The organism is Nannocystis exedens (assembly GCF_002343915.1).
In the GTDB taxonomy this organism is placed as follows: domain Bacteria; phylum Myxococcota_A; class Polyangia; order Nannocystales; family Nannocystaceae; genus Nannocystis; species Nannocystis exedens.
Window position 1 is genome coordinate 6,883,666 of the sequence record NZ_NETK01000001.1, and the last position, 23,357, is coordinate 6,907,022.

17 protein-coding genes are annotated in these 23,357 nt (G+C 74.0%); 10 read left to right on the forward strand and 7 right to left on the reverse strand.

The window, feature by feature from the left end; translation table 11 throughout:
• Positions 1 to 157: 157 nt before the first annotated feature.
• Both NAEX_RS27080 and NAEX_RS27085 read right to left on the reverse strand, forming a co-directional pair.
• Positions 158 to 1,084, reverse strand: coding sequence for an NAD(P)/FAD-dependent oxidoreductase (locus NAEX_RS27080; protein WP_245913811.1), 927 nt, complete (start codon positions 1,082 to 1,084; stop codon positions 158 to 160).
• A 474-nt stretch (positions 1,085 to 1,558) separates the two neighbouring features.
• The gene (locus tag NAEX_RS27085) at positions 1,559 to 3,319 is read right to left on the reverse strand and encodes an ArnT family glycosyltransferase (RefSeq protein WP_170136039.1); all 1,761 of its coding nucleotides are present in this window, start codon (positions 3,317 to 3,319) and stop codon (positions 1,559 to 1,561) included.
• Between the two features lie 460 nt (positions 3,320 to 3,779).
• On the opposite strand from NAEX_RS27085, the gene NAEX_RS27090 reads away from it, so the two are divergent.
• Both NAEX_RS27090 and NAEX_RS27095 read left to right on the forward strand, forming a co-directional pair.
• Positions 3,780 to 5,522: a hypothetical protein gene (locus NAEX_RS27090; RefSeq protein WP_143140326.1), complete on the forward strand. Its 1,743-nt coding sequence runs from the start codon at positions 3,780 to 3,782 to the stop codon at positions 5,520 to 5,522.
• A gap of 126 nt (positions 5,523 to 5,648) precedes the next feature.
• Positions 5,649 to 10,265 (forward strand): Lhr family helicase, encoded by a 4,617-nt coding sequence (locus NAEX_RS27095; RefSeq protein ID WP_096330377.1) that lies wholly within the window; start codon positions 5,649 to 5,651, stop codon positions 10,263 to 10,265.
• 206 nt (positions 10,266 to 10,471) lie between these two features.
• On the opposite strand, the gene NAEX_RS27100 is transcribed toward NAEX_RS27095, so the two are convergent.
• Complete coding sequence (locus tag NAEX_RS27100; RefSeq protein ID WP_096330378.1) at positions 10,472 to 11,062, reverse strand: Uma2 family endonuclease; 591 nt, start codon at positions 11,060 to 11,062, stop codon at positions 10,472 to 10,474.
• 68 nt (positions 11,063 to 11,130) lie between these two features.
• Between NAEX_RS27100 and NAEX_RS27105 the strand changes: the two genes are divergently transcribed.
• The 5 genes from NAEX_RS27105 to NAEX_RS27125 all read left to right on the forward strand — a co-directional run bounded on the left by NAEX_RS27105 (position 11,131) and on the right by NAEX_RS27125 (position 15,719).
• The gene (locus NAEX_RS27105) at positions 11,131 to 12,657 is read left to right on the forward strand and encodes a phytoene desaturase (RefSeq protein WP_096330379.1); all 1,527 of its coding nucleotides are present in this window, start codon (positions 11,131 to 11,133) and stop codon (positions 12,655 to 12,657) included.
• Positions 12,654 to 13,646, forward strand: a complete 993-nt coding sequence (locus NAEX_RS27110) for a phytoene/squalene synthase family protein (protein ID WP_170136040.1) — start codon at positions 12,654 to 12,656, stop codon at positions 13,644 to 13,646. The genes NAEX_RS27105 and NAEX_RS27110 overlap by 4 nt, the downstream gene beginning before the upstream one ends.
• 99 nt (positions 13,647 to 13,745) lie before the next feature.
• A complete protein-coding gene (locus NAEX_RS27115; RefSeq protein WP_096330381.1) occupies positions 13,746 to 14,420 on the forward strand; it encodes an HAD family hydrolase in 675 nt (224 codons plus the stop codon).
• A gap of 16 nt (positions 14,421 to 14,436) precedes the next feature.
• The gene (locus tag NAEX_RS27120; protein WP_096330382.1) at positions 14,437 to 15,237 is read left to right on the forward strand and encodes a class I SAM-dependent methyltransferase; all 801 of its coding nucleotides are present in this window, start codon (positions 14,437 to 14,439) and stop codon (positions 15,235 to 15,237) included.
• A 20-nt stretch (positions 15,238 to 15,257) separates the two neighbouring features.
• On the forward strand, positions 15,258 to 15,719 hold the full coding sequence (locus tag NAEX_RS27125; RefSeq protein ID WP_096330383.1) for a hypothetical protein: 462 nt from the start codon (positions 15,258 to 15,260) through the stop codon (positions 15,717 to 15,719).
• A gap of 131 nt (positions 15,720 to 15,850) precedes the next feature.
• Here the strand turns inward: NAEX_RS27125 and NAEX_RS27130 are convergent, their stop codons facing one another.
• Positions 15,851 to 16,717, reverse strand: coding sequence for a hypothetical protein (locus tag NAEX_RS27130; RefSeq protein ID WP_096330384.1), 867 nt, complete (start codon positions 16,715 to 16,717; stop codon positions 15,851 to 15,853).
• 617 nt (positions 16,718 to 17,334) lie between these two features.
• Between NAEX_RS27130 and NAEX_RS27140 the strand changes: the two genes are divergently transcribed.
• The gene (locus NAEX_RS27140) at positions 17,335 to 18,996 is read left to right on the forward strand and encodes a glycosyltransferase family 39 protein (protein ID WP_096330386.1); all 1,662 of its coding nucleotides are present in this window, start codon (positions 17,335 to 17,337) and stop codon (positions 18,994 to 18,996) included.
• A complete protein-coding gene (locus tag NAEX_RS27145) occupies positions 18,993 to 19,922 on the forward strand; it encodes a PA14 domain-containing protein (protein WP_096330387.1) in 930 nt (309 codons plus the stop codon). Before NAEX_RS27140 ends, NAEX_RS27145 begins: the two co-directional genes overlap by 4 nt.
• A 405-nt stretch (positions 19,923 to 20,327) precedes the next feature.
• Here the strand turns inward: NAEX_RS27145 and NAEX_RS27150 are convergent, their stop codons facing one another.
• The 3 genes from NAEX_RS27150 to NAEX_RS27160 all read right to left on the reverse strand — a co-directional run bounded on the left by NAEX_RS27150 (position 20,328) and on the right by NAEX_RS27160 (position 22,819).
• Positions 20,328 to 21,491 carry an iron-containing alcohol dehydrogenase gene (locus NAEX_RS27150; RefSeq protein WP_211302482.1) on the reverse strand — a complete coding sequence of 388 codons (1,164 nt, stop codon included), beginning with the start codon at positions 21,489 to 21,491 and terminating at the stop codon, positions 20,328 to 20,330.
• Positions 21,485 to 21,790, reverse strand: coding sequence for an antibiotic biosynthesis monooxygenase (locus NAEX_RS27155; RefSeq protein ID WP_096330388.1), 306 nt, complete (start codon positions 21,788 to 21,790; stop codon positions 21,485 to 21,487). The genes NAEX_RS27150 and NAEX_RS27155 overlap by 7 nt, the downstream gene beginning before the upstream one ends.
• A 168-nt stretch (positions 21,791 to 21,958) precedes the next feature.
• A complete protein-coding gene (locus NAEX_RS27160; protein ID WP_211302483.1) occupies positions 21,959 to 22,819 on the reverse strand; it encodes a peptidylprolyl isomerase in 861 nt (286 codons plus the stop codon).
• A gap of 180 nt (positions 22,820 to 22,999) precedes the next feature.
• Between NAEX_RS27160 and rpsT the strand changes: the two genes are divergently transcribed.
• A complete protein-coding gene (gene rpsT, locus NAEX_RS27165; protein WP_096330389.1) occupies positions 23,000 to 23,275 on the forward strand; it encodes a 30S ribosomal protein S20 in 276 nt (91 codons plus the stop codon).
• Positions 23,276 to 23,357 lie beyond the last annotated feature (82 nt).

The following is a 23,357-nucleotide window of genomic DNA, read 5'->3' on the forward strand; positions in this document are numbered from 1 at the left end:
GGCGAGCGCGCGGCTAGGGTCGAAGAAGTCGCTCAAGTTTGCGGAGCGCGATGCAGGTCATCGCATCATCGCTGTTCGTAGGTGCTGGCGAAGAGAATCACTCGAGGTCGCGGCGAGGTCGGCGAGCGCGTGGCTGGCGTCGGCGCTCGCCGCCGTGTCACTCGCGCGCCCGTCCCTCGAGCTGGCCGGCGAGCGCCAGCTCGATCGTGAGGGCGTGGTTGATCATCGCGCCCGCCTGATAGCCGGCGGCCGCGGAGAACACGGCGCCCTGCAGCCCGGTCGTGAGGTCGCCGGCCGCGTACACGCCCGGGTGCGAGGTCTGTTTGTGCATGTCGACCTGGACGAAGCCGTGCTCGTCGAGCGCGAGCCCCAGGGCGGTGACGAGCCCGACCTGATGCTGCTTCGGGCGGACGTAGAGGCCCTCGATCGCCACCCGGGCGCCGTCGGCGAGCTCGACCGCGGTCAGGCTGTCGGCGCCGACGAGCCGCTTCAACTTGCGCGGCTCGATCGCCACGCCGGCGCGCGTCAGGCGGGCGCGCGTCTCGTCCGGAACAGGGAAGGCGTCGTCGGTGAACACCACCACGGTGCGGGTCCAGCCGCGCAGGAGCAGCGCCCACTCGAGCATGGCCGGGTCCGGGCAGAGGTAGCCGGTCGGCCGCTCGCGCAGCTCCCAGCCGTGGCAATAGGGGCAGAGGTGGACGCTCGTGCCCCAGTGCTCGGCGACGCCCGGCAGCGCCGGCAGCTCGTCGACGAGGCCGGTACACAGGAGCACGCGACGGGCGGTCACGCGGCTGCCGTCGGCGAGGGTGACGGCGAACGCGTCGGGGCCGCGCGCGGCGATGTCCTGGACCCGGACGTCGCGCACGACGACGCTCGGGTAGGCGGTGAGCTCGGCGCGGGCGAGGCGGCGGAACTCCGCGGGCGGGGTGCCGTCGCGGGTGATGAAGCCCTGGATGTGGGCGGCGGCGGCGTTGCGCGGCGCACCGGCGTCGCACAGGAGCGTGCGCTTGCGGGCGCGCCCGAGCGCGAGCGCGGCGCTGAGGCCGGCCGGTCCGCCGCCGACGATGACGATGTCGAGATCCATGGTCGTGCCCTCCTGCGGGGCCGCGGGCGGAGGTCGGCGCGAGCACCCTGCCAGGCCGGCGAGGCCGGCCCAGCCGAGCACCGCGCGCCGGGTGAGACCTCCACGATGATTCCGCCGCGTCCGCATGCCGTGAATGTCGGCGCTGCCGGGCGGCGGCGCCAGGGCGCGGGTTTCTCTGCGATCGGCCGATCTTTCGCCGGGGCGGGCGGAGGCGAGGGGCGGCTGCCGCGCGAGCGGGGCGCGGGGGCGACTCGTGTTCGGGAGAGCTGACCCGAGAGACAGATTATGGTCGGCGCCTCGCGGTCGGGCGAGAGGGGGGGGCAGGCGGCGCGGAGCTGAACGGAGAGACAGGTCATGGGCCGGCGGCCCGCGGCAGGGGCGGCGGGAGCGTGCGGCAGCGACATGAACGGAGAGACAGGTTGCAAGCCCGCATCTCGCCGACGCGCGGCGCGAACGCGATGACTCGGTCTTGTGTCAGCGGTCGGCGCGGCGCCAGAGCTCCACCTTGCCGACGCGGAGGCCGTAGTCGCGGACGTAGCGTTCGCCGAGGAAGCGGCGCAGGGCCGGGAATTCGTGCTTGGGGGCCGTGCCGCCGATGGCGACGAAGGCCGGAGGGGCGGCGGCCAGATCGCTCAGGAGCTGGCGCGCGGCCGGGCCGTCGGTCAGCACCTGCGGCGGGCCGGCGGGGGTGCGCCAGGTGTCGTCGGGCGTGGTCGTCAGCAGGCCGAGGGTCTTGTAGATCCGGCTGGCCGACAGGCGGCCGCTGTACGCGTGGACGCCCCACAGGTGCCAGCCCCACACCCAGATCTTGTCGTCGGGTCCGGTGCGCTCGCCGAGCCAGCGGCCGATCGCGCGGGCGCCCTCGTCGTGCGGGCGGGCGCGGTCGTCTCGCGTCAGCCGCAGGGCCCAGGCGGCGCGCACCGTCAGCGCCAGGACCAGCGGCGCGATGAGCAGGCGCGGCCAGCCGCGTCGCCACAGCGCCGGCGCGCTCGCGCCCCACGGGGCCGCGGCGAGCAGGCACAGCGGGGGCAGCGCGCCGAGCCAGTAGCCCTTGTAAAAGCGCAGGCCGGTGGCGGCCGCCAGCATGGCGGCGGCGGTCCAGGCGACGAGGAAGCGCGTGGCGCCGGGGACGTGCGGGCTGTCTTTCGCGGCATGTCCCGAGAGAGGGGCGGCCGTGGCGGCAGGGGCCGTCGACATGTCTCCGGGGACATGTCCTGAGAGATGGGCGGCCGGTGATGTGTCCCCGGGGACATGTCCTGGGGGATGGGCGGTCGGTGACGTGTCCTCGGGGACATGTCCTGGGGGAGGGGCGGCCGGGGCGCCGAGGGGGGCGCCGGGGGCCGGCGAGCTGTCCTTCGGGGCATGTCCCCTCGGACGGGCGGCCAGGGCGAAGGCGGCCAGCGCCAGCGGCAGGGCCAGGAAGTGGACGGCGGCGGCGACGAACTCCCAGGCCGCGCGCGCGGGGCCGGTGCCCGCGGCGTTGTGGGCGATGTACTCGAAGCCCCACGGGTTCCACACGTAGCCGCCGAGCAGCGCGCCGAGCTGGCCGTGGGCGAGGTAGTGCAGGGCGACGGGGACGTGCGCGAGCAGGAAGCCGGCGACCACGGCGAGGGCGGCGCGGAGGTCGCGGCGCCCGGGCGGGCACAGGGCCCAGAACAGCACCGGCAGGAGCACCACGCCCGAGGGTTGCTTGCACAGCGCGGCCAGGCCGCACATCGCCCCGCCGAGGAGCCATGTCCGAAGGGACCTGTTGAAAAGGGCATGGTCTTCCCGCCAGGTCGCCGCCCGCGCCGCGAACAGCCCGGCGGCGATCGCCGGCAGCTGGGCCCAGGTGACGTAGTTGGCGTCCATGCTGTCGAGGTGGGCGTCGTGCAGGGCGTACAGCGTGGCGGCGACGACGGCCGCGCGGGCGCCCCACAGCCGCCAGGCGAGCGCGGCGAACACCAGCAGCGAGGCGACGGCGACCAGGTTGGCGGCGACCTGGAACGCGGCGATGTCCCGCCCCTCGGGCCCGGCGAGGACGGTGGCGAGGTAGAAGGTGCCCGGCGCCTTGAGCTCGATCGCGTCGACGTAGGGCAGGCCGCCGGCGCGCAGCAGCATGGCCTCGTAGAGGATCCCGCCGACGTCGTGCGAGGCGAACCCGCCCTCGGTGAAGCCGGGCAGACGGACCAGGCACGACAGCCCGGCGATCGCGGCGATCGCCAGCGCGGCCCCGATTTCGCGGCGGGCGAGCACGGGCGCCGATGATGCCCGAGTCGCAGCCGCGGCGGCCATTCGCAGGCCCGCGGCCGATTGCGCGGAAACGCTCGCGTGCGTTCGCCGCGCCGCGCGGGCGGTCGCGGACGCGGCTGCGAGACCACGGGGCCGCGAGCAGGAACAATCGCCGGTCGTCGCTGCGCCGCGACGGCCGCGACCGCTGCGGGATCACGGCCGCGAGCGGAACGACCGCGGATCGTCGCTGCGCCGCGCGGCCGCGACGGCCGCGGGCGTCGCGGGACGCACGGGCGACGGGCCGCGCATGCGTCGGCCCTCCACGCGCGGGTTCGACGTTCGGCGGCAGGCGCATCGCGGCCCGCACGGGCGACGGGCACCGGCTCGCCGCCGTGCCCCGGCTCGCCGTTCCGGGGCCGAACGGCGCCGCGAGCTCGAGCGCGAGAGGGTTGTGCCGCTGCGCCGATCTGCTGAAGTGAGGCGCATGCCCGCTCGCCTGAATTTTTTGGAGAAGCACAGAGGCGCGCTCGGCCTCGTGGTCGTCCTCGCAGGTTGCCCGCCGCCGGTCGCCAACACGCCGACCACCGGCGGCGACAGCAGCAGCGGTACCACCGAGGATTTGACCACCGGCGAGCCACCGACGACCGTCACCACCGACCCGCCGACGCCGACGACCGGCGCCGAGGAGGAATTCGACGGGGTGATCGCCCCGGCGACGCGGACGTATCGACCGCTCGGCGGGCCGGAGGTGGCGGCGGCGCACGACCCTTCGCTCGACTACGTGGAGATGGCGATCGTCGCGGTGGGCCAGACCTACGCGGCGATCTACGACGAGGCCGAGGCGCGGCTCGAGTTCGCGGGGGTGCCGAAGGCGGTGTATCAACTGCGCACGCGGCTGCCGCCGCAGGCCGAGCTGCCGGGCGCGCCGGGGCAGCAGCAGGTGACGGTCAGCCAGGCGCGCGAGCTCGGCAACTACGCGCGGATCTTCGCCGGGCGGCCCGACGTCGCGTCCACCGACGACGTCTCCACCGCGCTGACGGCGTCGGTCGGCGACATGCTGCCGCTCGGACCGGAGGATCAGTTCGAGCTGTACTCGTACAACGCCGACGCGCAGCTGCTGCAGTTCCCCAACCTCGACCCGGAGGACATGTCGGGGTCGCCGCAGCTCGGGGCGACGGAGATCGGCGAGTGGACGATCGCGTGGCGACCCGACACCGGGCGCGCCGGGTGGCCGCTGGTCGACCCCGCCGAGGGCGACGACCTGTGGCTCGGCCATTTGGTCGCGGGGCCGCTGGTGCCCGAGCCGATGGGCGCGGAGCTGCAAGACCCGTGGTCGTTCGCGCAGCGCTACGTGCTCGCCGAGGCGGCCGCGCTGTCGCTGTCGCCGATGACGGCCGGCGCGGCGACGGCGGCGACCGGCTCGTTCACGAAGAGCCCCAGCGAAGTCGTCAGCCTCGACGTGCGCGCCGGCGAGTTCATGGCGGAGCTGCAGATCTACGACGCCGACCTCAAGTCGGTCGGCTGCTTCGTCGCCGCGGTGCTCGAGCCCGGCGCCGACCACCCGATCGTCGGCATGACCCCCAACCTCGGCGGGATCAACGTGTACGGCCTCGACGCGCCGGTCGATCCGGCGTGCATGGGCGAGGACTGCGAGACGATGTTCGTCACCCCGGGCGACCGCGTGCTCGACCTCGAGTTCAGCAACCCGTACCCCGTCGGGACGCCGACGCTGATCGTGCAGTGCTCGCGCTACGTGTTCGTCGAAGATCCGGGCGGCGGCGGGGTGTACGATTATTTGGCGTCCGACCTGAGCGTGCAGGGCCGGCTCGAAGATCTGGCGCAGGCGCCGATCGTGCCGAAGCTGGGGCTGGTGCGCGATCTGGCGGTCAACGGGGTCGCGGTCCCGCCCGATTCGTCGCTGTCCGGGGTCGGCGTCAATCCGACGATCAGCTTCACCGCGCCGGAGTTCGGCGCGCCCGATGTCTATACGATCACGATCCGCACGATCGACGACATCGACGGGGCCGACGGCCCGATCCTGCGCCGCTCGCTCGGCAGCATCCGCACCGAATTCACGGAGGTGACGATCCCCGACGGCTTCCTCGAGCCGGGCGGGCATTATTACGTTCAGGTCGCCGCCGAGCGCGGCCGCGGGGTCACCGAGGCGCACGCCGATTCGCACGACATCTGGGTGTCGCGGGCGATGACCGGGGTGCTGACGCCGTGAGGGGGCGCGCCCCGACCGACGATTCGTCGCGCGGGTCGCCGACGCGGGCCGCTCGACCCGCGGACGTACCGGGCTGAGCGGGGAGCCCGTGCGTGCGGGCGGGCGGGCGCGTACACTCGCGGGCCCGTGAGCCCGAAGGACCCGCTCTCGCTGTTTCAGCCGCCGACGCGGCGGTGGTTCGCGGACGCGTTCGGGGCGCCGACCTCGGCGCAGGCGGCGGCGTGGCCGGAGATCGCGGCGGGGCGGTCGACGCTGCTGCTGGCGCCGACCGGCTCGGGCAAGACGCTGGCGGCGTTCCTGGCCGCGATCGACCGCCTGATGTCCGCGCCCGAACCGCCGCCGGAGCGGCGCTGTCGCGTGATCTACGTGTCGCCGCTCAAGGCGCTGGCGGTCGACGTCGAGCGCAACCTGCAGCGGCCGCTCGCGGGGATCGCCGAGGTCGCGGCGGCCATGGGCGCGGCGATCCACCGGCCGACGATCGGGGTGCGCTCGGGCGACACGACTCAGGCCGAGCGCGGGCAGCTGCGCCGGACGCCGCCCGACATCTACATCACCACGCCGGAGTCGCTGTACCTGCTGCTGACGTCGAGCGCGCGCGACGGGCTGCACGCGGTCGAGTCGGTGATCGTCGACGAGATCCACGCGGTCGCGGCGACCAAGCGCGGGGCCCACCTGTTCCTCACGCTCGAGCGGCTCGAGGCGCTGCGCCGCCGCCACGACCCGGCCGCGCCGCCGCTGCAGCGGATCGGGCTGTCGGCGACGCAGCGGCCGCTCGAGGAGGTCGCGCGCCTGCTCGGCGGCGGGGCGGTCGACGCCCACGGCGAGTGGCGGCCGCGGCCGGTGACGATCGCGGCGCCGCCGGGCAAGAAGGCGTGGGAGCTGACGATCGAGGTGCCGGCCGAGGAGAGCCCCGAGGCACAGGTGCCGGAGGGCATGTCGGATAGGACAGGGCCGAAAGGACAGGCTCTGGAGGGCATGTCCGAGAGGCCACCCGCGAAGAAGGCCGCGCGGGCGGCGACGCGCCCGGGGCGGCGCAAGGCGGCGCGGGGCAGCGGGCTGGGCGGCGCGGGGAGGTCGAACTGGTCGTCGATCGTGCCGCGCCTGGTCGAGCGGATCCGGGCCCACCGCTCGACGATGATCTTCTGCAACAACCGCCGCCTGGCCGAGCGGCTGGCGGCGGCGATCAACGACCACGCGCAGGCCGAGATCGCGCTGGCGCACCACGGGGCGGTGGCGCGCGACCGCCGGCAGATCATCGAGGCGCGGCTCAAGGCCGGCGAGCTGCCGGCGATCGTGGCGACGTCGTCGCTCGAGCTGGGGATCGACGTCGGGGCGGTGGAGCTGGTGATCCAGATCGAGTCGCCGCCGTCGGTGTCGGCGGGGATCCAGCGGATCGGCCGCGCGGGCCATCAGGTCGGGGCGGTGTCCCGCGGGGTGCTGGTGCCGAAGTTCCGCGGCGACCTGCTGGCGTGCGCGGCCGCGGCCCCGCGGATCGCCGCCGGCGAGGTCGAGCCGATCGCCTACCCGCGCAGCCCGCTCGACGTGCTGGCGCAGCAGGTGGTCGCCAGCGTGGCGATGGACGCGACCACGGTCGAGGCGCTGCACGCCGAGGTCCGCGGGGCGGCGCCGTTCGCCGACCTGTCCCGAGAGACATTGGAGGGAGTGCTCGACATGCTGTCGGGCCGCTACCCGTCCGACGAGTTCGCCGAGCTGAAGCCGCGCATCACCTGGGACCGCGAGTCGGGCCGGCTCACCGCCCGCGCCGGCTCGCGCACCCTGGCGGTCGTCAGCGGCGGCACGATCCCCGACCGCGGGCTCTACGGCGTGTTCCTGCGGGGCGAGCCGGGCGCGACGATGCGGCGGGTCGGCGAGCTCGACGAGGAGATGGTGTTCGAGTCGCGCGTCGGCGAGGTGTTCCTGCTCGGGGCGTCGTCGTGGCGCATCGAGGACATCACGCCCGACCGGGTGATCGTCAGCCCGGCGCCCGGGCAGCCGGGCAAGATGCCGTTCTGGCGCGGCGACGCGGCGGGGCGGCCGGCCGAGTTCGGGCGGGCGATCGGGCAGCTGACGCGCGAGCTGGCGGCCGCGACCCCGGCGGCGGCCCGGCGCAAGCTGACGCGCGAGCACTTCCTCGACGACAGGGCCGCGGACGACCTGCTCGACTACGTGCAGGCGCAACGCGCGGCGACCGGCGAGGTGCCGAGCGACGAGGCGGTCGTGGTCGAGCGCTGGCGCGACGACGTCGGCGACTGGCGGGTGTGCGTGCTGTCGCCGTTCGGGGCCCGCGTCCACGCGCCGTGGGCCACGGCCGCGCTGGCCCGCCTGCGCGAGCAGCGGGGCGAGCAGGTCGAGGGGCTGTGGTCCGACGACGGGCTGGTGTTCCGCTTCCCCGACGCCGAGGCGGCGCCCGACATGTCGGCGCTGCTGCTGGCGCCGGAGGTGATCGAGGACCTGGTGGTGCAGCAGCTCGGGCAGACGGCTGTCTTTGCGGCCAGGTTCCGCGAGAACGCGGCGCGGGCGCTGCTGCTGCCGCGGCGGTTCCCGGGCCGGCGGGCGCCGCTGTGGGCCCAGCGCAAGCGGGCGGCCGATCTGCTGAGTGTAGCCGGGCGGTTCGGCTCGTTCCCGATCGTGCTCGAGACGTTCCGCGAGTGCCTGCGCGAGGTGTTCGACCTGCCGGCGCTGCGCGAGCTGCTGCGGCGGGTGCAGACCCGCGAGCTGCGGGTGGTGACGGTCGACAGCGAGCGGCCGTCGCCGTTCGCCGGGTCGCTGCTGTTCGGCTACGTCGGCAACTTCATGTACGAGGGCGACGCGCCGCTGGCCGAGCGCCGGGCCCAGGCGCTGGCGATCGACACCGGCCAGCTGCGGGCGCTGCTCGGCGAGTCGTCGCTGCGCGAGCTGCTCGACGCGGAGGCGATCGCGGAGGTCGAGCGCGGGCTGCAACGACTGACGCGCCCGGCCACCTCGGCCGACGCGCTGCACGACCTGCTGATCGCGGTGGGTGACCTGTCGCGCGCGGAGATCGCCGACCGCTGCGCGCCGCCGGCCGCGGCCGGGGAGTGGCTCGGCGAGCTGGTGGCGGCGCGCCGGGTGTTCTCGGTAGAGAAGCTGGCCGGAGGGACAGGACGGTTCGCGGCGGTCGAGGACGCGGGGCGGCTGGCGGGGGCGCTCGGGGTGGCGCTGCCGACCGCGATCCCGCCGGCGCTGCGGGCTCCGGTCGCCGACCCGCTCGGCGACCTGGTCCGCCGCTACGCGCGCACGCACGGGCCGTTCACGACCGCGGCGGTGGCGGCGAGGCTGGGCATCGGGACAGGTCCCATCGAGCATGTTCTCCAAGGCATGTCGGCGGAGGGGCGAGCGATCGCCGGCGAATTCACGCCGGGCGGCACGGGGGCCGAGTGGTGCGACCCGGAGGTGCTGCGGCAGATCAAGCGGCGCAGCCTGGCGCGCCTGCGCAAGGCCGTCGAGCCGGCGCCGCAGGCGGCCTACGCCCGCTTCCTGAGCCGCTGGCAGCACCTGCAGCCGCGCCTGCGCGGGCGCGACGCGCTGCTGCAGGTGGTGGGGCAATTGCAGGGGGCGCCGCTGCTGGCGTCGGCGCTCGAGACGGAGATCTTGCCGGCCCGCCTGGTCGACTACCGCGCCGGCGACCTCGACGGGCTGTGCGCGGCGGGCGAGGTCGGCTGGCTCGGGGTCGAGGCGGTCGGGGCCGGCGACGGCCGGATCGCGCTGTTCCTGGCGGACCAAATGGACATGCTCCGAAGGCCAGGTTCGGAGGTGCCCGGCGAGCTGCCGGCGAAGGTCCGCGCGGCCCTGCGCGCGCGCGGGGCGCTGTTCTTCAGCGACCTGGCGCCGCTGGTCGGCGGCTTCGAGCCCGACCTGCTGCAGGCGCTGTGGGACATGGTCTGGGCCGGCGAGGTCAGCAACGACACGCTGGTCGCGCTGCGCAAGCTGGTGTTCGGCTCGGCCAGCGACCGCCGCCGCGGGGCGCCTCCGCCGTCGAGCCCGTTCCGCGCGCGCCGCCTGGGCCCGCCGGGCTCGGAGGGGCGCTGGTCGCTGGTCTGGCCGCCGCGACACGTTTTGAAAGACATGTCCGATGGGGCAGATGGTTCGAGCGCGCTCGAGACGCGGCGGCGCCACGCGCTGGCGCAGGCGCTGCTCGAGCGGCACGGGATCGTCACCCGCGAGGCGGCGCAGGCCGAGGAGATCGCCGGCGGGTTCTCGGCGGTGTACGAGGTGCTCAAGGCGATGGAGGAGGCGGGCAAGGTCCGCCGCGGCTACTTCATCGACGGGCTGGGGGCGACGCAATTCGCGGTACCTGGCGCAGAGGACAGGTTGCGAGCGCTGCGCGACCCGCCGGCCGAGCCCGAGGCGGTGGTGCTGGCCAGCACCGACCCGGCCAACCCATACGGAGCGGCCCTGCCGTGGCCGGAGCACCCGGGCGTGCGGGTCAGCCGCGCGGCCGGGACGTCGGTGGTGCTGGTCGACGGGATGCTGGCCGCCCACGTCGGCAGGGACGCCCGCAGCGTGGTCCTGTTCGCGCCCGCCGACGAGCCCGAGCGCTCGCGCGTGGCCGAGGCCGCCGCCCGCGCGCTGACGGGGCTGCTGTCTCCGGCGCGGCGCACCTTGCTGATCGGTCAGGTCGACGGAGCGCCGGCGCAGGACTCGCCGTGGCTGCCGCTGTTCGAGCGGGCCGGGTTCGCGGCGACGAGCCAGGGGCTGTTCGCCCGCTGGGCCGGCGAGGGCTGAGGGCGCGGCGCAGCGACCTGCCGCTCGCCGAGCGGCTCGTCATCCCTCTGCCCGAGGACGGCCTGGCACGGACGGCCCCCGATCCGCGTCACCGGCAGCGATATCGCGTCACGCTTGCGCCCCCGACAGCACGAAGCGCCGATGCGCGGCGGGAAGTCACCCTTTTGGACCGGCAGCGAAGAGCCGCGCGAGGTCGTCTTCGGGGCTCAACGGAGCTCGTCCGGGGTGGGTGGCGTCTCGGGTAAAAACAAACGACCGACCGGCAGCTCGACGGCCTCGAATGGGGCGATGCGGGGGTGGGCGGTCTCGTCGTACACGCCGATGTTTTTCCAGTGGCCGCCGTCGAGCGCGTAGGCCTCGAGCAGACGCGCGTCGGGATCGACGAGCCGACAGTGCGGGACGCCGTGGCGGGCGTAGAGCTGGGATTTGGTCAAGCGGTCGCGCTTGGTCGAGGAGGGCGAGAGGACCTCGCAGACCCAGTCGGGGATGATGTCGATCGGGAGCCGCTGCTGATGACCCTCGAGACGCTGTCGACGCCAGCCGACGACGTCGGGCCTCACGATGTCGTGGGCGGTAAAACGGACGTCGACCTCCGTGACGATGTACCAGCCGCCCGCGCCACCGTCATCGAAGTCGAACGGACCGCCGAGATAACGACTGAGCCCGCCTTGCACCCGGCCATGCCCAAAGGTGGGGCTCGGCTGAGTGATGAGCTCGCCGCCGAGGACTTCGGCCTTGACGTCCTCCGGCAGCGCGACGAGGTCGGCGTAGGTGGCGAGCTTCGTGGCGGCGGTCACGAAGTGAGGATACCACGGGTGCCCGCGGCGTGTTCCGGCGGGCCGCGGCGATACACTCGTGCGACGGCATGAGCGAGCAGGACAGGGTGATCGTGATCGGCTCGGGGCTCGGCGGGCTCGCGGCGGCGATCCGGCTGCGCGCGCGCGGGCACGAGGTCCTGGTGCTCGAGGCGATGGACCAGCCGGGCGGGCGGGCGGCGGTGTTCGAGCAGGACGGGTTCTCGTTCGACGCCGGGCCGACGGTGGTCACCGCGAGCCACCTGTTCGACGAGCTGTTCGCGCTGGTCGGGCGCGAGCGGCGGGACTACGTGCAATTCGTGCCGGTCGACCCGTTCTATCGCGTGCTGTTCCCCGACGGCTCGCGCTTCGACTACGTCGGCGACGAGCCGCGGATCCTGGCGCAGATCGAGCAATTCTCGCCGCGCGACGTCGACGGCTACCGCCGCCTGGCGGCCCAGGCGCGGCAGATCTTCGACATCGGCTACACCGAGCTGGTCGACAGGCCCTTCGACCGCTTCACCGACATGCTGAAGATCGTGCCCGACCTGGCGCGGCTCGGCTGCTGGCGCTCGATGTACGAGTGGGTCAGCGCGTCGATCGAGGACGAGCGGCTGCGGCAGGTGTTCACGTTCCAGCCGCTGCTGATCGGCGGCAACCCGTTCCGCGCGCCGGCGATCTACGCGCTCATCCACTGGCTCGAGCGCAAGTGGGGCGTCGAGTTCGCGGTCGGCGGGACGACGGCGATCGTCAAGGCGATGGTGCGGCTGCTCGGCGAGCTCGGGGTCGAGGTGCGGGTGAGCACGCCGGTGGCGGAGATCGAGGTCGAGGGCGGGCGAGCGACGGCGGTGCGCACGGCCGCGGGCGAGCGGCTCGCCTGCGCGGCGGTCGTCAGCAACGCCGACCCGGCGACGGTCTACACCAAGCTGGTGGCGCGGCGGCATCGCCGGTGGAACAGCGACTTTTTGATAAGACGCAAGAAGCTGTCGATGGGGCTGTTCGTCGGCTACTTCGGGGCCGACCGCACCTGGCCCGAGCTGGCGCACCACACGATCATCCTCGGGCCGCGCTACCGCGAGCTGCTCGAGGACATCTTCGAGCGCAAGGTGCTGGCCGACGACTTCTCGCTGTACCTGCACGCGCCGACGCGGACCGACCCGAACCTCGCGCCGCCCGGGTGCGAGGCGTTCTACGTGCTGTCGCCGGTGCCCAACACCCAGGCCGAGGGGCTCGACTGGGACCGCCTCGGAGAGGCCTATTTCGCCAAGATCGTCGACTTCCTCGGCGAGCAGCACGTGCCGGGGCTGCGCGAGCACATCGTCACCCGCAAGCACGTGACGCCGCGCTACTTCGAGACCGAGCTGCGCTCGTACGGCGGGGCGGCGTTCGGGCCCGAGCCGCGGCTGACGCAGTCGGCCTACTTCCGCTACCACAACGCGTCCGAGGACGTGCGCGGGCTGTACTTCGTCGGCGCCGGGACCCACCCGGGCGCGGGCATGCCGGGGGTGCTGTGCTCGGCCAAGGTGCTCGAGCGGGTGATGCCAGGGCCAGGTCGCAAGGGACATGTCCTCCGGGACATGCGTGGAGCGGCGCGGTGAGCTACGACCGCGCCCGAGTGGTGGCCGAGAGCCGGGCGACGCTGGCCCGCCACGCGCGCACGTTCGACCTGGCCGGCTGGTTTCTGCCGGCGGAGCGGCTCGACGAGGCGGCGGTGGTGTACGCGTTCTGCCGCCTGGTCGACGACGCGGTCGACCTGGCGCAGGCGCCGGGCGAGGGGCTGGCGGCGATCGAGGCGATCGAGGCCGAGCTGGCGGGCGCGGCGGCGGCGCGGCCGCTCGTCGCCTGCTACCGCGACCTGCTGGCCGGCTGGGGCGTGCCGCTGCAGGTGGCCCGCGAGCTGATCGCGGGCGTGCGCGCCGACGCCGGGCCGGTGGCGCTGCCCGACGACGCGGCGCTGCTGCGCTACTGCTATCAGGTGGCCGGGACGGTGGGGCTGATGATGTGCGGGGTGATCGGCGCCCGCGACCCGCAGGCCAGCCCGTTCGCGCTCGACCTCGGGATCGCCATGCAGCTGACCAACATCGCCCGCGACGTCGCCGAGGACGCCGCGCGCGGGCGGGTCTACCTGCCGGCGAACCGGCTCGACTTCGCGGGCACCAGCACCGAGGCGCTGCTGGCCGGCACGGCCGGCCGCGAGGCGGTCGCCGGGGTCGTGCTCGACGTGCTGGCGCTGGCCGAGCGCTACTACGCCAGCGCCGAGGCGGGGATGCGGTTCATCCCGTGGCGCACGCGGCTGGCGATCGTGGTGGCGAGTCGGGTCTACCGCGCGATCGGGCTGCGGCTGCGGCGACGCGGCGGCGACGCGCTGGCGGGCCGCACCGTGGTGCCCGCGCTCGAGAAGGCGCTGTGGACGGGGGCGGCGCTGCTGGCGTTCGTCCGCGGGGCGATTCGGCCGCCGCGCGAGCCGCACGACCCGAAGTTGCACCGCTTCATCGCCGATTTGCCGGGCGCCGACGCAGGGACGCGCCGCTCGGCCCGGGTGACCCGCGGCGGGCGCGTGCTCGAGCTGGTCCGCGAGGTCTTTTGAAGTGTGCCTGGCCGATGGAGAATGTCTTGAAAGGCATGTCTTTCGGGCACGGGATGAAGGACATGTCGGAAAGAGCTCGCGCGAGGGGGGCGCTCGACGATGACGAGTGACGGGGCGATCGCGGGGGTCGTGTTCGACCTCGACGGCACGCTGTACGACAAGCGGCCGGTCGAGCGGTGGGTGCTGACGCGGATGCTGCCGGCGCTGCCGCGGCTGTGGCGCTACACCAGGGTGCGGACGGGGCTGGCCGGGGTCGACTTCGACGACGCCGGGGCGCTGGCGCGCGAGACGCTGCAGCGGCTGGCGAGCGACGCGCGCGGGCAGGAGCGCTGGCGCCGGTGGATCGCCGACAGCTACGAGCCGCAGGTGCTGCGGGCGGTCGAGCGGGCCGGGCGGGCCTACCCCGGCGTCGCCGCGCTGCTGCTGCGGCTGCGCGCCGGCGGGCTGCGGCTCGGGCTCGTCAGCGACTACCGCGGCGCCCACGACCGCCTGCGCGCGCTCGGCATCGACCCGGGGCTGTTCCACTTCTCGCTGGTGACCGAGGAGCACGGGGCGATGAAGCCGGCGGCGCGGATGGCGGCGCGGACGCTGGCCGGCATGGGCCTGCCGGGCGAGCGCATGGTCATGGTCGGCGACCGGGCGTTCGCCGACCAGCGGTTCGCCGAGACCTGCGGCATGCGCTTCTTCGGGGTGCTGGCCGGCGGCGAGCCGCCGGACCCGGCGTGGACGCCGTGGCCGGGGGTGCGCGCGCGGCTTTCCGCGCTGCTGCGCTGAGGGTATCGTCCGGGGCATGCGCAACGCCGTGATCGCCGCGATCGCCCTGGGCCTGGTCGGGTGCAACCGACCGTCCGACCCGCCCGCGGGACATGACTCGAAGAACATGCCCGGGCACACAGGTCCGGAAGGACATGACCACGAGGCCAGCAAGGAGCGGGCCTTCCACGCGCAGGAGCACGAGGAGCAGGCGCAGGCCTTCGCCGACCACCGCGGGCGCGGGCACCACAAGCACCACCGCTTCACCAACGCGGCCGAGTGGACGGCCCAGTTCGACAGCCCCGACCGGGCGGTCTGGCAGAAGCCGGACGAGGTGGTGGCGGCGCTGAAGCTGACGCCGGGGATGACCGTGGCCGACCTCGGCGCGGGCACCGGTTACTTCACGATGCGGCTGGCGAAGGCGGTGCCCGAGGGGCGGGTGATCGCCAACGACCTCGAGCCCGACATGGTGAAGTGGATCGGCGAGCGCGCGGCCAAGGAGGGGCTCGCCAACGTGACCACGGTCGAGGGCGCGAGCGCCGACCCGAAGCTGCCCGAGGGCCTCGACGTGGCGCTGATGGTCGACACCTACCACCACATCGACGAGCCCTCGCGCTTCTTCGGCAAGGTGCGCGACGCGCTGAAGCCGGGCGGGCTGTTGGTGGTCGTCGATTTCAAGAAAGACGCGCCGGAGGACGCTCCGGGCCCGCCGGCGGCGATGCGCGTCGACGACGCGATCGTGGCGGCTCACCTCCAGAAGCTCGGGCTCACCCACGAGCGCACCGACCGCGAGCTTTTGCCGTACCAGTACCTGGTGTTCATGCGCAAGCCGGGCTGAGCTCTGCTAGCCTGCCCGGCATGTCGCGCGCGTGGCTGGTGGGTCTGTCGCTGTTGTCTGCTTGTGGGCCCGAGTTCGAGCCGCGCGAGGGGCGGTGGGAATTCCTCTCCGGCGAGGTGCTCGACGAGCGCTGCGGCGAGATCACCGAGCGGCTGTCGGTCGACTTCATGCTCGAGATGAAGCGGGGCGGCAGGTTCACGATCGCGCCGGTCGACGCCACCGGGACGATCGCGTGCGAGCTCGCGGGCATGGAGTTCGAGTGCCCGGAGCACCTGGTGCGGGTGACGATCTCCGGGACCGACGTGACGCTCGACGTGAGCATGACCGAGGTCGGCAGCTTCACCTCGGAGACCGAGGGCAGCGGACGGCGTGACGCCCGGGTGGTGTGCAGGGGCTCGCAGTGCCCGCTGGCCGCCGCGGTGGCGAAGGTGACCTTCCCCTGCACGGCGGCGCTCGAGTTCATGGTGGCGCACGCGGAGTGATGGTTGCCTGCGCATTCGGACAGGGCCGAAGGTACAGGTACAAAAGCACACGGATGTTTCGGCGGGTCGCGGCGGGGCGGCCGGCGGCTGCAGGGGCAGCGCGGCAGGGCGTCGCCGCGGGAGCCGCCGGTTCACGCCGGCGGGGCGGCCTCGTCGACGCGGCCGAGGACGTGGACCGCGGCGACGACGGCGGCTGGGCGAAAGACCAGGGCGACGAACGGCACGGCGAGCATGGCGGCGACGCCGAGGCCGAAGCCGAGGACGAGCTCGGGGTGGCTGGCGACGAGCTGCAGCTCGCGCCGCCACGGCCGGCTGAGCCGGCGCAGCAGGCCGGAGAACTTGCGCAGCAGCGGGACCTGCCACAGGCGCACGAACCACGGGTCGACCTGCGGCGCGGCGGCGCCGACCGGCGCGGCGGGGTCGACGGTGTGGCCGTTGTCGAGCGCCTCGACGACGATCCAGTGCAGAGCCCAGAAGCCGGTCACGGCCCAGGCGATCCACACGAAGCCGGGGGCGGCGGCGGGCCAGAACGCCTGCACGAGCTCGAAGGCGAGCCACACCGGGACCAGGCCGATGCCGAGGAGGATCGCCTGGCGGACGGCGTCGGCGATCGCGGTGCGCAGGCCGGGCATCTCGGCTGTCCTCGGGGACAGGCCGAGCGGGACCCGGGCCGCGGCCGCGAGGCGCCGGTAGGTCTTGCCGAACAGGAGCACCGGCGCCGGCGCGAGGGTGACGAGGGTGGTGAGGAAGATGTCGAGGCGGCCGGCGCCGTCGTCCTCGGTGCCGAGCGCGACGAGCACGCAGAAGCCGGCGAACAGCAGCACCGGCCAGGCCGCGGCCTTGAGGAGGGCCGGCTCGCGCACGACGACGCGCAGGCCGAGCAGCGGCTGAGCGAGGCCCCAGCCGAGCAGCGCGAGGCCCCGGCGCGCCGGGAGCGGACCGGGCGCCAGCCAGGCGAGCGGGGCGGGGACCGGCGGGGCAGAGGTCGGAGCGGTCACAGGCGCGAGGGAGACTAACACGCGCGCCGGCGCGGCAGAGGTCGACGTGGCAGGGCGGGGACGCGCAGGCGGGGCGAGAGCGAGCGGGTTCGGCTGCAAAAGCAGGAGGAGTCACCGGCGCTCGCCTGGAGCGCTCGACTCGGTCGGCCAGAGCGACGGTCGCCCCGTCTGCAGAGGGGCGAGAGGCCCGTACGGCCTGGGTGCCGCCGGCGGTCGAGCGCGGCGCGACGGGAGTCGACAGGCTCGCTGCGGATGCCCGAAGGGACAGGTTCGAACAGGGCGCGATGAGGATGTCCGAAGGGACATGTTCCGACCCGTCGGCGTCCCGCGGGAGGATAAACTGTCCCGAGGAGCAGGTCGTGAGGTGGCGGCGTGCGCGGGCGCGCGGGCTCTGTCACAGCGCGGCGTCGCGGTCGCGAACTGTCGCGCCGCGCGTGACCCGGAGGTCGCGAGCTCGCGAACAGTGACGCGGGCGCTTGAACCGGCCGCGGTGCTCGCCACACTGGGGGCGAATTTCGAGGTCGGGCAACTTGTCACACGGATCATCGTCGTTGCTGTCGCGCCTGTTACCGTCGACGTCGGCCGCGTCCGGGCGGTGGTACGATCGCGCGGCGTGGGTGTGGCTCGCGGGCGCGCTGGTGACGGTGCTGGCGACCTTCCGCCAGTACGGGGTCACCTGGGACGAGGCGTGGCACCTCGCGTACGGTCACCGGATCTGGCAGTGGTACACCTCGGGCTTCACCGACACCGGCGCGCTGACGTACCGGATCAACTACCTGTACGGCGGCGGCTACGACCTGCTCGGGGCGATCTTCCGCGCCATCGCGAGGCCGATGGAGGGCTTCACCGCGATCCATCTGCTCGGCGGGCTGGTCGGCGTGCTCGGCCTCATGGGCGTGTGGAAGCTCGGGCGGGCGCTCGCCGGGCCGCGCGTGGGGCTGCTGGCGCTGGTGATGTTGACGCTCCACCCGGTGTGGTGGGGCCACATGTTCAACAACCCGAAGGACAGCCCGTTCGCGGTCGCCTACGCGTGGAGCCTTTATTACATGGTGGTCGCGATCGGCGAGCTGCCGCGGCCGTCGCGGGGCACGCTGGCCAAGCTGGCGGTGGCGATCGGGCTGGCGCTGAGCGTGCGGATCGCCGGCCTCATCCTGCTGTGCTTCCTCGCGCTGGTGCTCGGGCTGTTCGTCGCCCACGCGACCTGGCTGCGCCGCAGCTGGGCGGCGCTGGCGGCTTACGTGCGGCGGGCGCTGATGATCGGCGTGGGCGTGACCGCGGGCGCGTGGGCGGTGATGCTCGTCGGCTGGCCGTGGGCGCAGCTGGATCCGCTGACGCGGCCGTTCATCGCCCTGCGGCGGATGAGCAGCTTCGACGCGCACCAGCGCAAGATGCCGTTCGGCGACGCGTACCTGTGGAACTACGACATCGGCTGGGAGTACCTGCCGCACTACTTCGGGTTCCAGACGCCGGAGCTGGTGCTGGCGATGCTGGCGATCGGCACGCTGTGGGGCGTGGCGGCGCTGCTGCGCCGCGGCGGGCGGCCGGAGCACGTGCGGCCGGCGCTGGCGCTGCTGGTGCTCGGGATGTCGATCTTCGTCCCGCCGGTCTACGCGGTCTACAAGGGCTCGCCGCTGTACGACGGCTATCGCCACTTCCTGTTCGTGGTCCCGCCGATGGTCGCGCTGGCGGCGGTGACGACCGAGGCGCTGATCGTCCGCCTGCGCCGGCGGTGGGCGCGGGCGGCCGCGTGGGCCCTGACGGGCGCGCTGCTCGTCGACCTGCTGGTACAGTCGATCCGGCTGCACCCGCACCAGGTGGTCTACTTCAACCGCCTCATCGGCGGCGTGGCCGGGGCGATCGGCCACTACGACACCGACTACTACGGCAACACCAACCCCGAGGCGATGCTGGGGCTGCAGCGGTGGCTGTGGGACAACGAGCGCGAGACGTACCTCGACTCGGTGTACTACTTCACCGGCTGTCTCTCGGGCAAGGCGATGCGGCTGCACGTGCCGAGCAACTTCCGCTCGTTCAAGACCCGACCCGGCGAGCAGTACTCCGACTTCAGCGTCGGCTACCTGCGCGACCGCTGTGACACGCGCTTCCCCGACGCGCCGCAGATCGTGGCGGTCGAGCGCGACGGCGGGGTGCTCAACGTGGTGAAGGACCTGCGCGGCCTGCCGATCTCCCACCGCACCGAGAAGGGCGCGCGCAAGCGGCTGCCCCGGCCCGAGGCCGCGCCGAGCGTGAGCGAGAAGGACAAGGAGGCGAGCGGATGATGACCGAGACCGAACGTGCCCTGACCGTGGCGGAGGCGGCCCATCGGGCCGCGCGCGCGGTGACCGTCGACCCCTCGTGCGAGCCGCGCCTGGCGGCGCACCACCTCGTCGGCGCGTGGGAGGCGCTGGCCCGCGCAGTCTGTCCCCAGGGACATGCCCCGGAGGACATCACCGACGTCGCCGCGTGGCTGCCGGGGCGGCTGCAGGCGGCCGTCGGTCCGCGCGCGGTGGCGGAGCTGGGGCGGGCGTTGCCGGCGCTGCAGGCCGAGCGGACCCGACCGGCGTGGGAGCCGGGGAGCTTCGCGCTCGGGCGCGGCGAGGTCGAGGCGCACACGTGGCGGCTCGGGCAGCTGCTCGCGCTGGCGCGCGGCGAGGCGACGCCGCGGCCGAAGTGGCACCGGCGGGCGGCGATCGCCGCGGCGGCCGCGGTGGTGCTGCTGATCGCGGTGCGCCCGTGGTGGACGCTGACGCTGCAGCCGTGGCGCGGGACCTACTACGCCCGCTCGGACCACAGCGGGAAGTGGCAGATCCGCTACGACCGCCAGATCGACTTCGACTGGGGCCGCGACGCGCCGATGGACGACGTGCCGGCCGACCAGTTCTCGGTCCGCTGGGACAGCTGCCTGCACCTCGACGCGCCGACGAAGGCGATCTTCCAGTCGATCTCCGACGACGGCTCGCGGGTCTACGTCGACGGCGACCTGATCGTGCTCAACCGGACCCGCGGCAAGACGCAGTCGCGCGGCGGCGAGGCCCAGCTCGAGGCCGGCGTGCACCACGTCCGCGTCGACTACAGCGAGTTCTCCGGCGACGCCCACGTGCAGGTGCTGGCGAGCTTCGACGAGAACGACCCGCCGAAGCCGATCCCGGCGTCGATGCTGCACGCGCCGCGCGGGCCGGCGGGCGAGGAAGACCCGTGCGAGTGACCTCGCCGCTCGCGTGACGCCGGAGTCCGGTACGGTCGGCGAGGACTCGGCGCTCCCGTGCGGCTCGACCGGATGCCGCACGCGCCGCGCAGGCCGGCCGGCGAGGAAGACCCGCGCGAGGGACCTCGCCGGTCGCGCGGCGCCGGCCCGGTCGGCGAGGACTCGGCGCTCCTGTGCGGCCTGCTCGAAGGCGGGGGACTGCGGTCCCTCGCGGCCGTACAGGCGTCGCGGCTCGTACGGGCCGTGAACGGCGAGTTGCGGTCCTCATCGCCTCGCGCGCGGCGACCAGAGCCGGCGTTCGCGGCTCTTCCCGGGCTGCAGCGCCGCAGGCTGTGCTTCGGAGCATGTCCCGCGAGACATGCCAGAAAAAGCATGTCGGCCTGGGCATGTCCCTTGGAACATGCCTCACAGCGCGGCGGCGAGGGCCTCGTGCAGCTCGGCGTCGGTGAGGTCGATCGGGTTGCCCTTCATGCTGCTGGCGCGGCGCGAGCGGTCGGCGAGGTCGGGCAGGTCGGCGGCGCGCAGGCCGAAGGCGGCGAGCGGGCGGATCTGCAGCGACGCGACCAGCGATCTCAATTGCCCGACCGCCTGGTCGAGGGTGGCGGCGGGGTCGCCGGTGACGAGGCGGGCGACCTCGTCGAGGCGGGCGAGGACGGGGCTCTGCGGCTCGCGGGCCCGGAGGGCGCGGGCGTTGATCCGCAGGACCTCGGGCAGCAGGCGGGCGCACACGGCCCCGTGCGGGGCGCCCGGGAAGGCGCCGCCGATCGGGCCGGCGAAGCCGTGGACGGCCCCGAGAGCGGCGTTGGCGAGGGCGAGGCCGCCGAGCAGGCTGGCGAGGGCCATGTCGCTGCGGGCGTCGAGGTCGCGGCCGTCGGCGAAGGCGCGCGGCAGGGCCCGGGCGGCGCGGGCGATGCCGTCGCGGCACAGGGCGTCGGTGATCGGGTTGGCCTTGCGCGACACGAAGGGCTCGATGAGCTGGGTCAGCGCGTCGAGGCCGCAGTCGGCGGTGACGGCCGGCGGCAGCGAGAGGGTCAGCGCGGGGTCGACGATCGCGGCGCGCGGCAGCATCTTCGGGCTGCGCAGGCTGACCTTGACCCGCTGCGCCTCGGCCGTGAGCACGGCGTTGCGCGTGACCTCCGAGCCGGTGCCGGCGGTGGTCGGGACGGCGACGAACGGGGCCGGGTCGTGGGCCAGCGGGCGGCCGCGGCCGACGACCTCGAGGTAGTCGAGCGGCGGGCCGGGGTTGCGCACGAGCGCGGCGATCGCCTTGCCGGCGTCGAGCGGGCTGCCACCGCCGATCGCCACCACCACGTCGCAGTCGCACGCGCGCGCGGCCGCGACCCCGCGCTCGGCGTCGGCGACCGTCGGCTCGCCGGCGACGGCGAACACGGTCGCCGCGAGGCCGGCGGCGCGGATGTTCTCGAGGACAGGTTCGGCGCGGGCCGGGTCGCGGCCGGTGACGACGAGGGCGCGGCGCCCGTGCTCGGCGGCGATCGGGCCGACCTGGGCGGCGGCGCCGACCCCGAAGACGATCCGCGCGGCGGTCGCCAGCTCGAACGGGATCACCACGCGTCGTCCGCCGGGAACACGTTGGCGAAGCGGACGCTGGTGCGCGGGCTGGCCATCATCGGCGCGACCGCGTCGCGCCACGCCTGGTAGTGCGCGGTCTCCTTGTGGCGCGCCGGGGCGGCCTCGTCGCGGTAGACCTCGACGAGGATGAAGCGGGTCGGGTCGCCCTCCTGCTGCAGGACGTCGAAGCGGGCGACGCCGGGCTCGCGCACGCTCGCGGACGCGTTGGCGACGGTGGCGGCCCGGAACGCCTCGACCTGGTCGGGCACGACGTGGACGTGGACATGGACGACGAGCACGCCCCACCATAGCAGAGGTCGGGCGGCGGCGAGGGGCGAGCGAAGGCCGGGGCCGCTCGACCTCACGGGGAAGATGCCCCGAGGCGCAGGAGCCGGCGCCGCGCGGCCGGGGCGGCAGTGGCTGTTTTTTAGGACATGCCCCGACGGACATGACCTCGAGGACAGGCTTCAGCGGACGCGCGGGCGGCGGACGATCTCGACCGAGTTGAGCAGCTCGGGGTCGCGCGGCTTGTCGTTGGCGTCGCGCGGGACCAGGGCGATGTCGTCGGCCAGGCGCATCGCGGCGTCGTTGCAGTGGCCGAACACGGTGTGCTTGCCGTCGAGGTGCGGGGTCGGGTTGAGGGTGATGAAGAACTGGGCGCTGCCGGTGTTCGGGCCGCGGTTGGCCATGCTCAGCACGCCGGGCGCGTCGTGGATCAGCTCCGGATCGATCTCGTCCTCGATCACGTAGCCGGGGTTGCCGAGGCCGGTGCCGGTCGGGTCGCCGGCCTGCACCATGAAGCCGGGGATCACGCGGTGGAAGGTGGTGTTGTCGTAGTAGGGCCGCTTGACCCACGCGTCCGAGGCCTTGTCGTACCAGGGCCGCAGACCGCGGGCGAGGCCGACGAAATTGGCGATCGTCTTCGGCGTGCGTTCGACCTCGAGCTCGCACTCGAGGACGCCGCGCGGGGTCTTGAAGAGGACCCACAGCGCGTCGTCGGGGCGGCCCGGCAGGCCGGCGAGGGCCTCCTCGAGCGTGAACTCGCCGGCTTCCGGGTCGCCCTGGGCGACGGCGTAGGCCCGCACTTGGGCGGCCGTCATGCCCTCGGGGGCCGCGTCGCCCTTCTTGAAGGCGATCTCGGTGCCGCCCCCGCCGCCTTCCTCGGCGCCCGCCTCGCCCGGCGCCTGCGGACGGCCGGACTTGCGGGCCGCCTTGGCGGCCTCCATCGCGGCGATCTCCTCCGGCAGCGGGGGCGGCGGGACGAACACGCAGCCGACCAGGAGGGCGGCGAGCAGGCTCCACGGGCGCGGCGAAGGGCAGGTCGGCATGGTTGTGAGGGTCTACACGCGTCGGGGCGCCCGCGCACGGTCAAAACTCGGGTCTACTGGCCCGTGGGGCCGCGGACCCTGGCGCGCGGGGCGTACAGTGGCAGCCGGGCGTCGCCTTGACAAGGGCCGCGCCTCGGGTCCATAAGCTCCCTCCCCTCCAGGAAACGAAGAGCAAGAGCCGTGGCGAATCACAAGTCGGCAGAGAAGCGCAACCGTCAACGCCTCAAGCGGCGCGAGCGTAACGTGTTCCACCTGTCCACCATGCGCACGTACATGAAGCGGCTGCGCAAGGCCCTCGAAGGTGGTGACCTCGAGGGTGCCAAGGAGACCCTGCCGCTCGCGCTGCAGGCGATCGGCAAGGCGGCGAGCAAGGGCGTGATCCACCGCAACACCGCGTCGCGCTACGCGTCGCGCGTGCGCCTCGCGTTCAACAAGAAGAACGCCCCGGCGGCCTGAGCGTCGGCCGCCGCGCCGAGGCGGAGCAGCACCGTTCGAGTCGAGCGCGCCAGGGCCCGTGGCCCGGCGCGCTCCTCGTGTT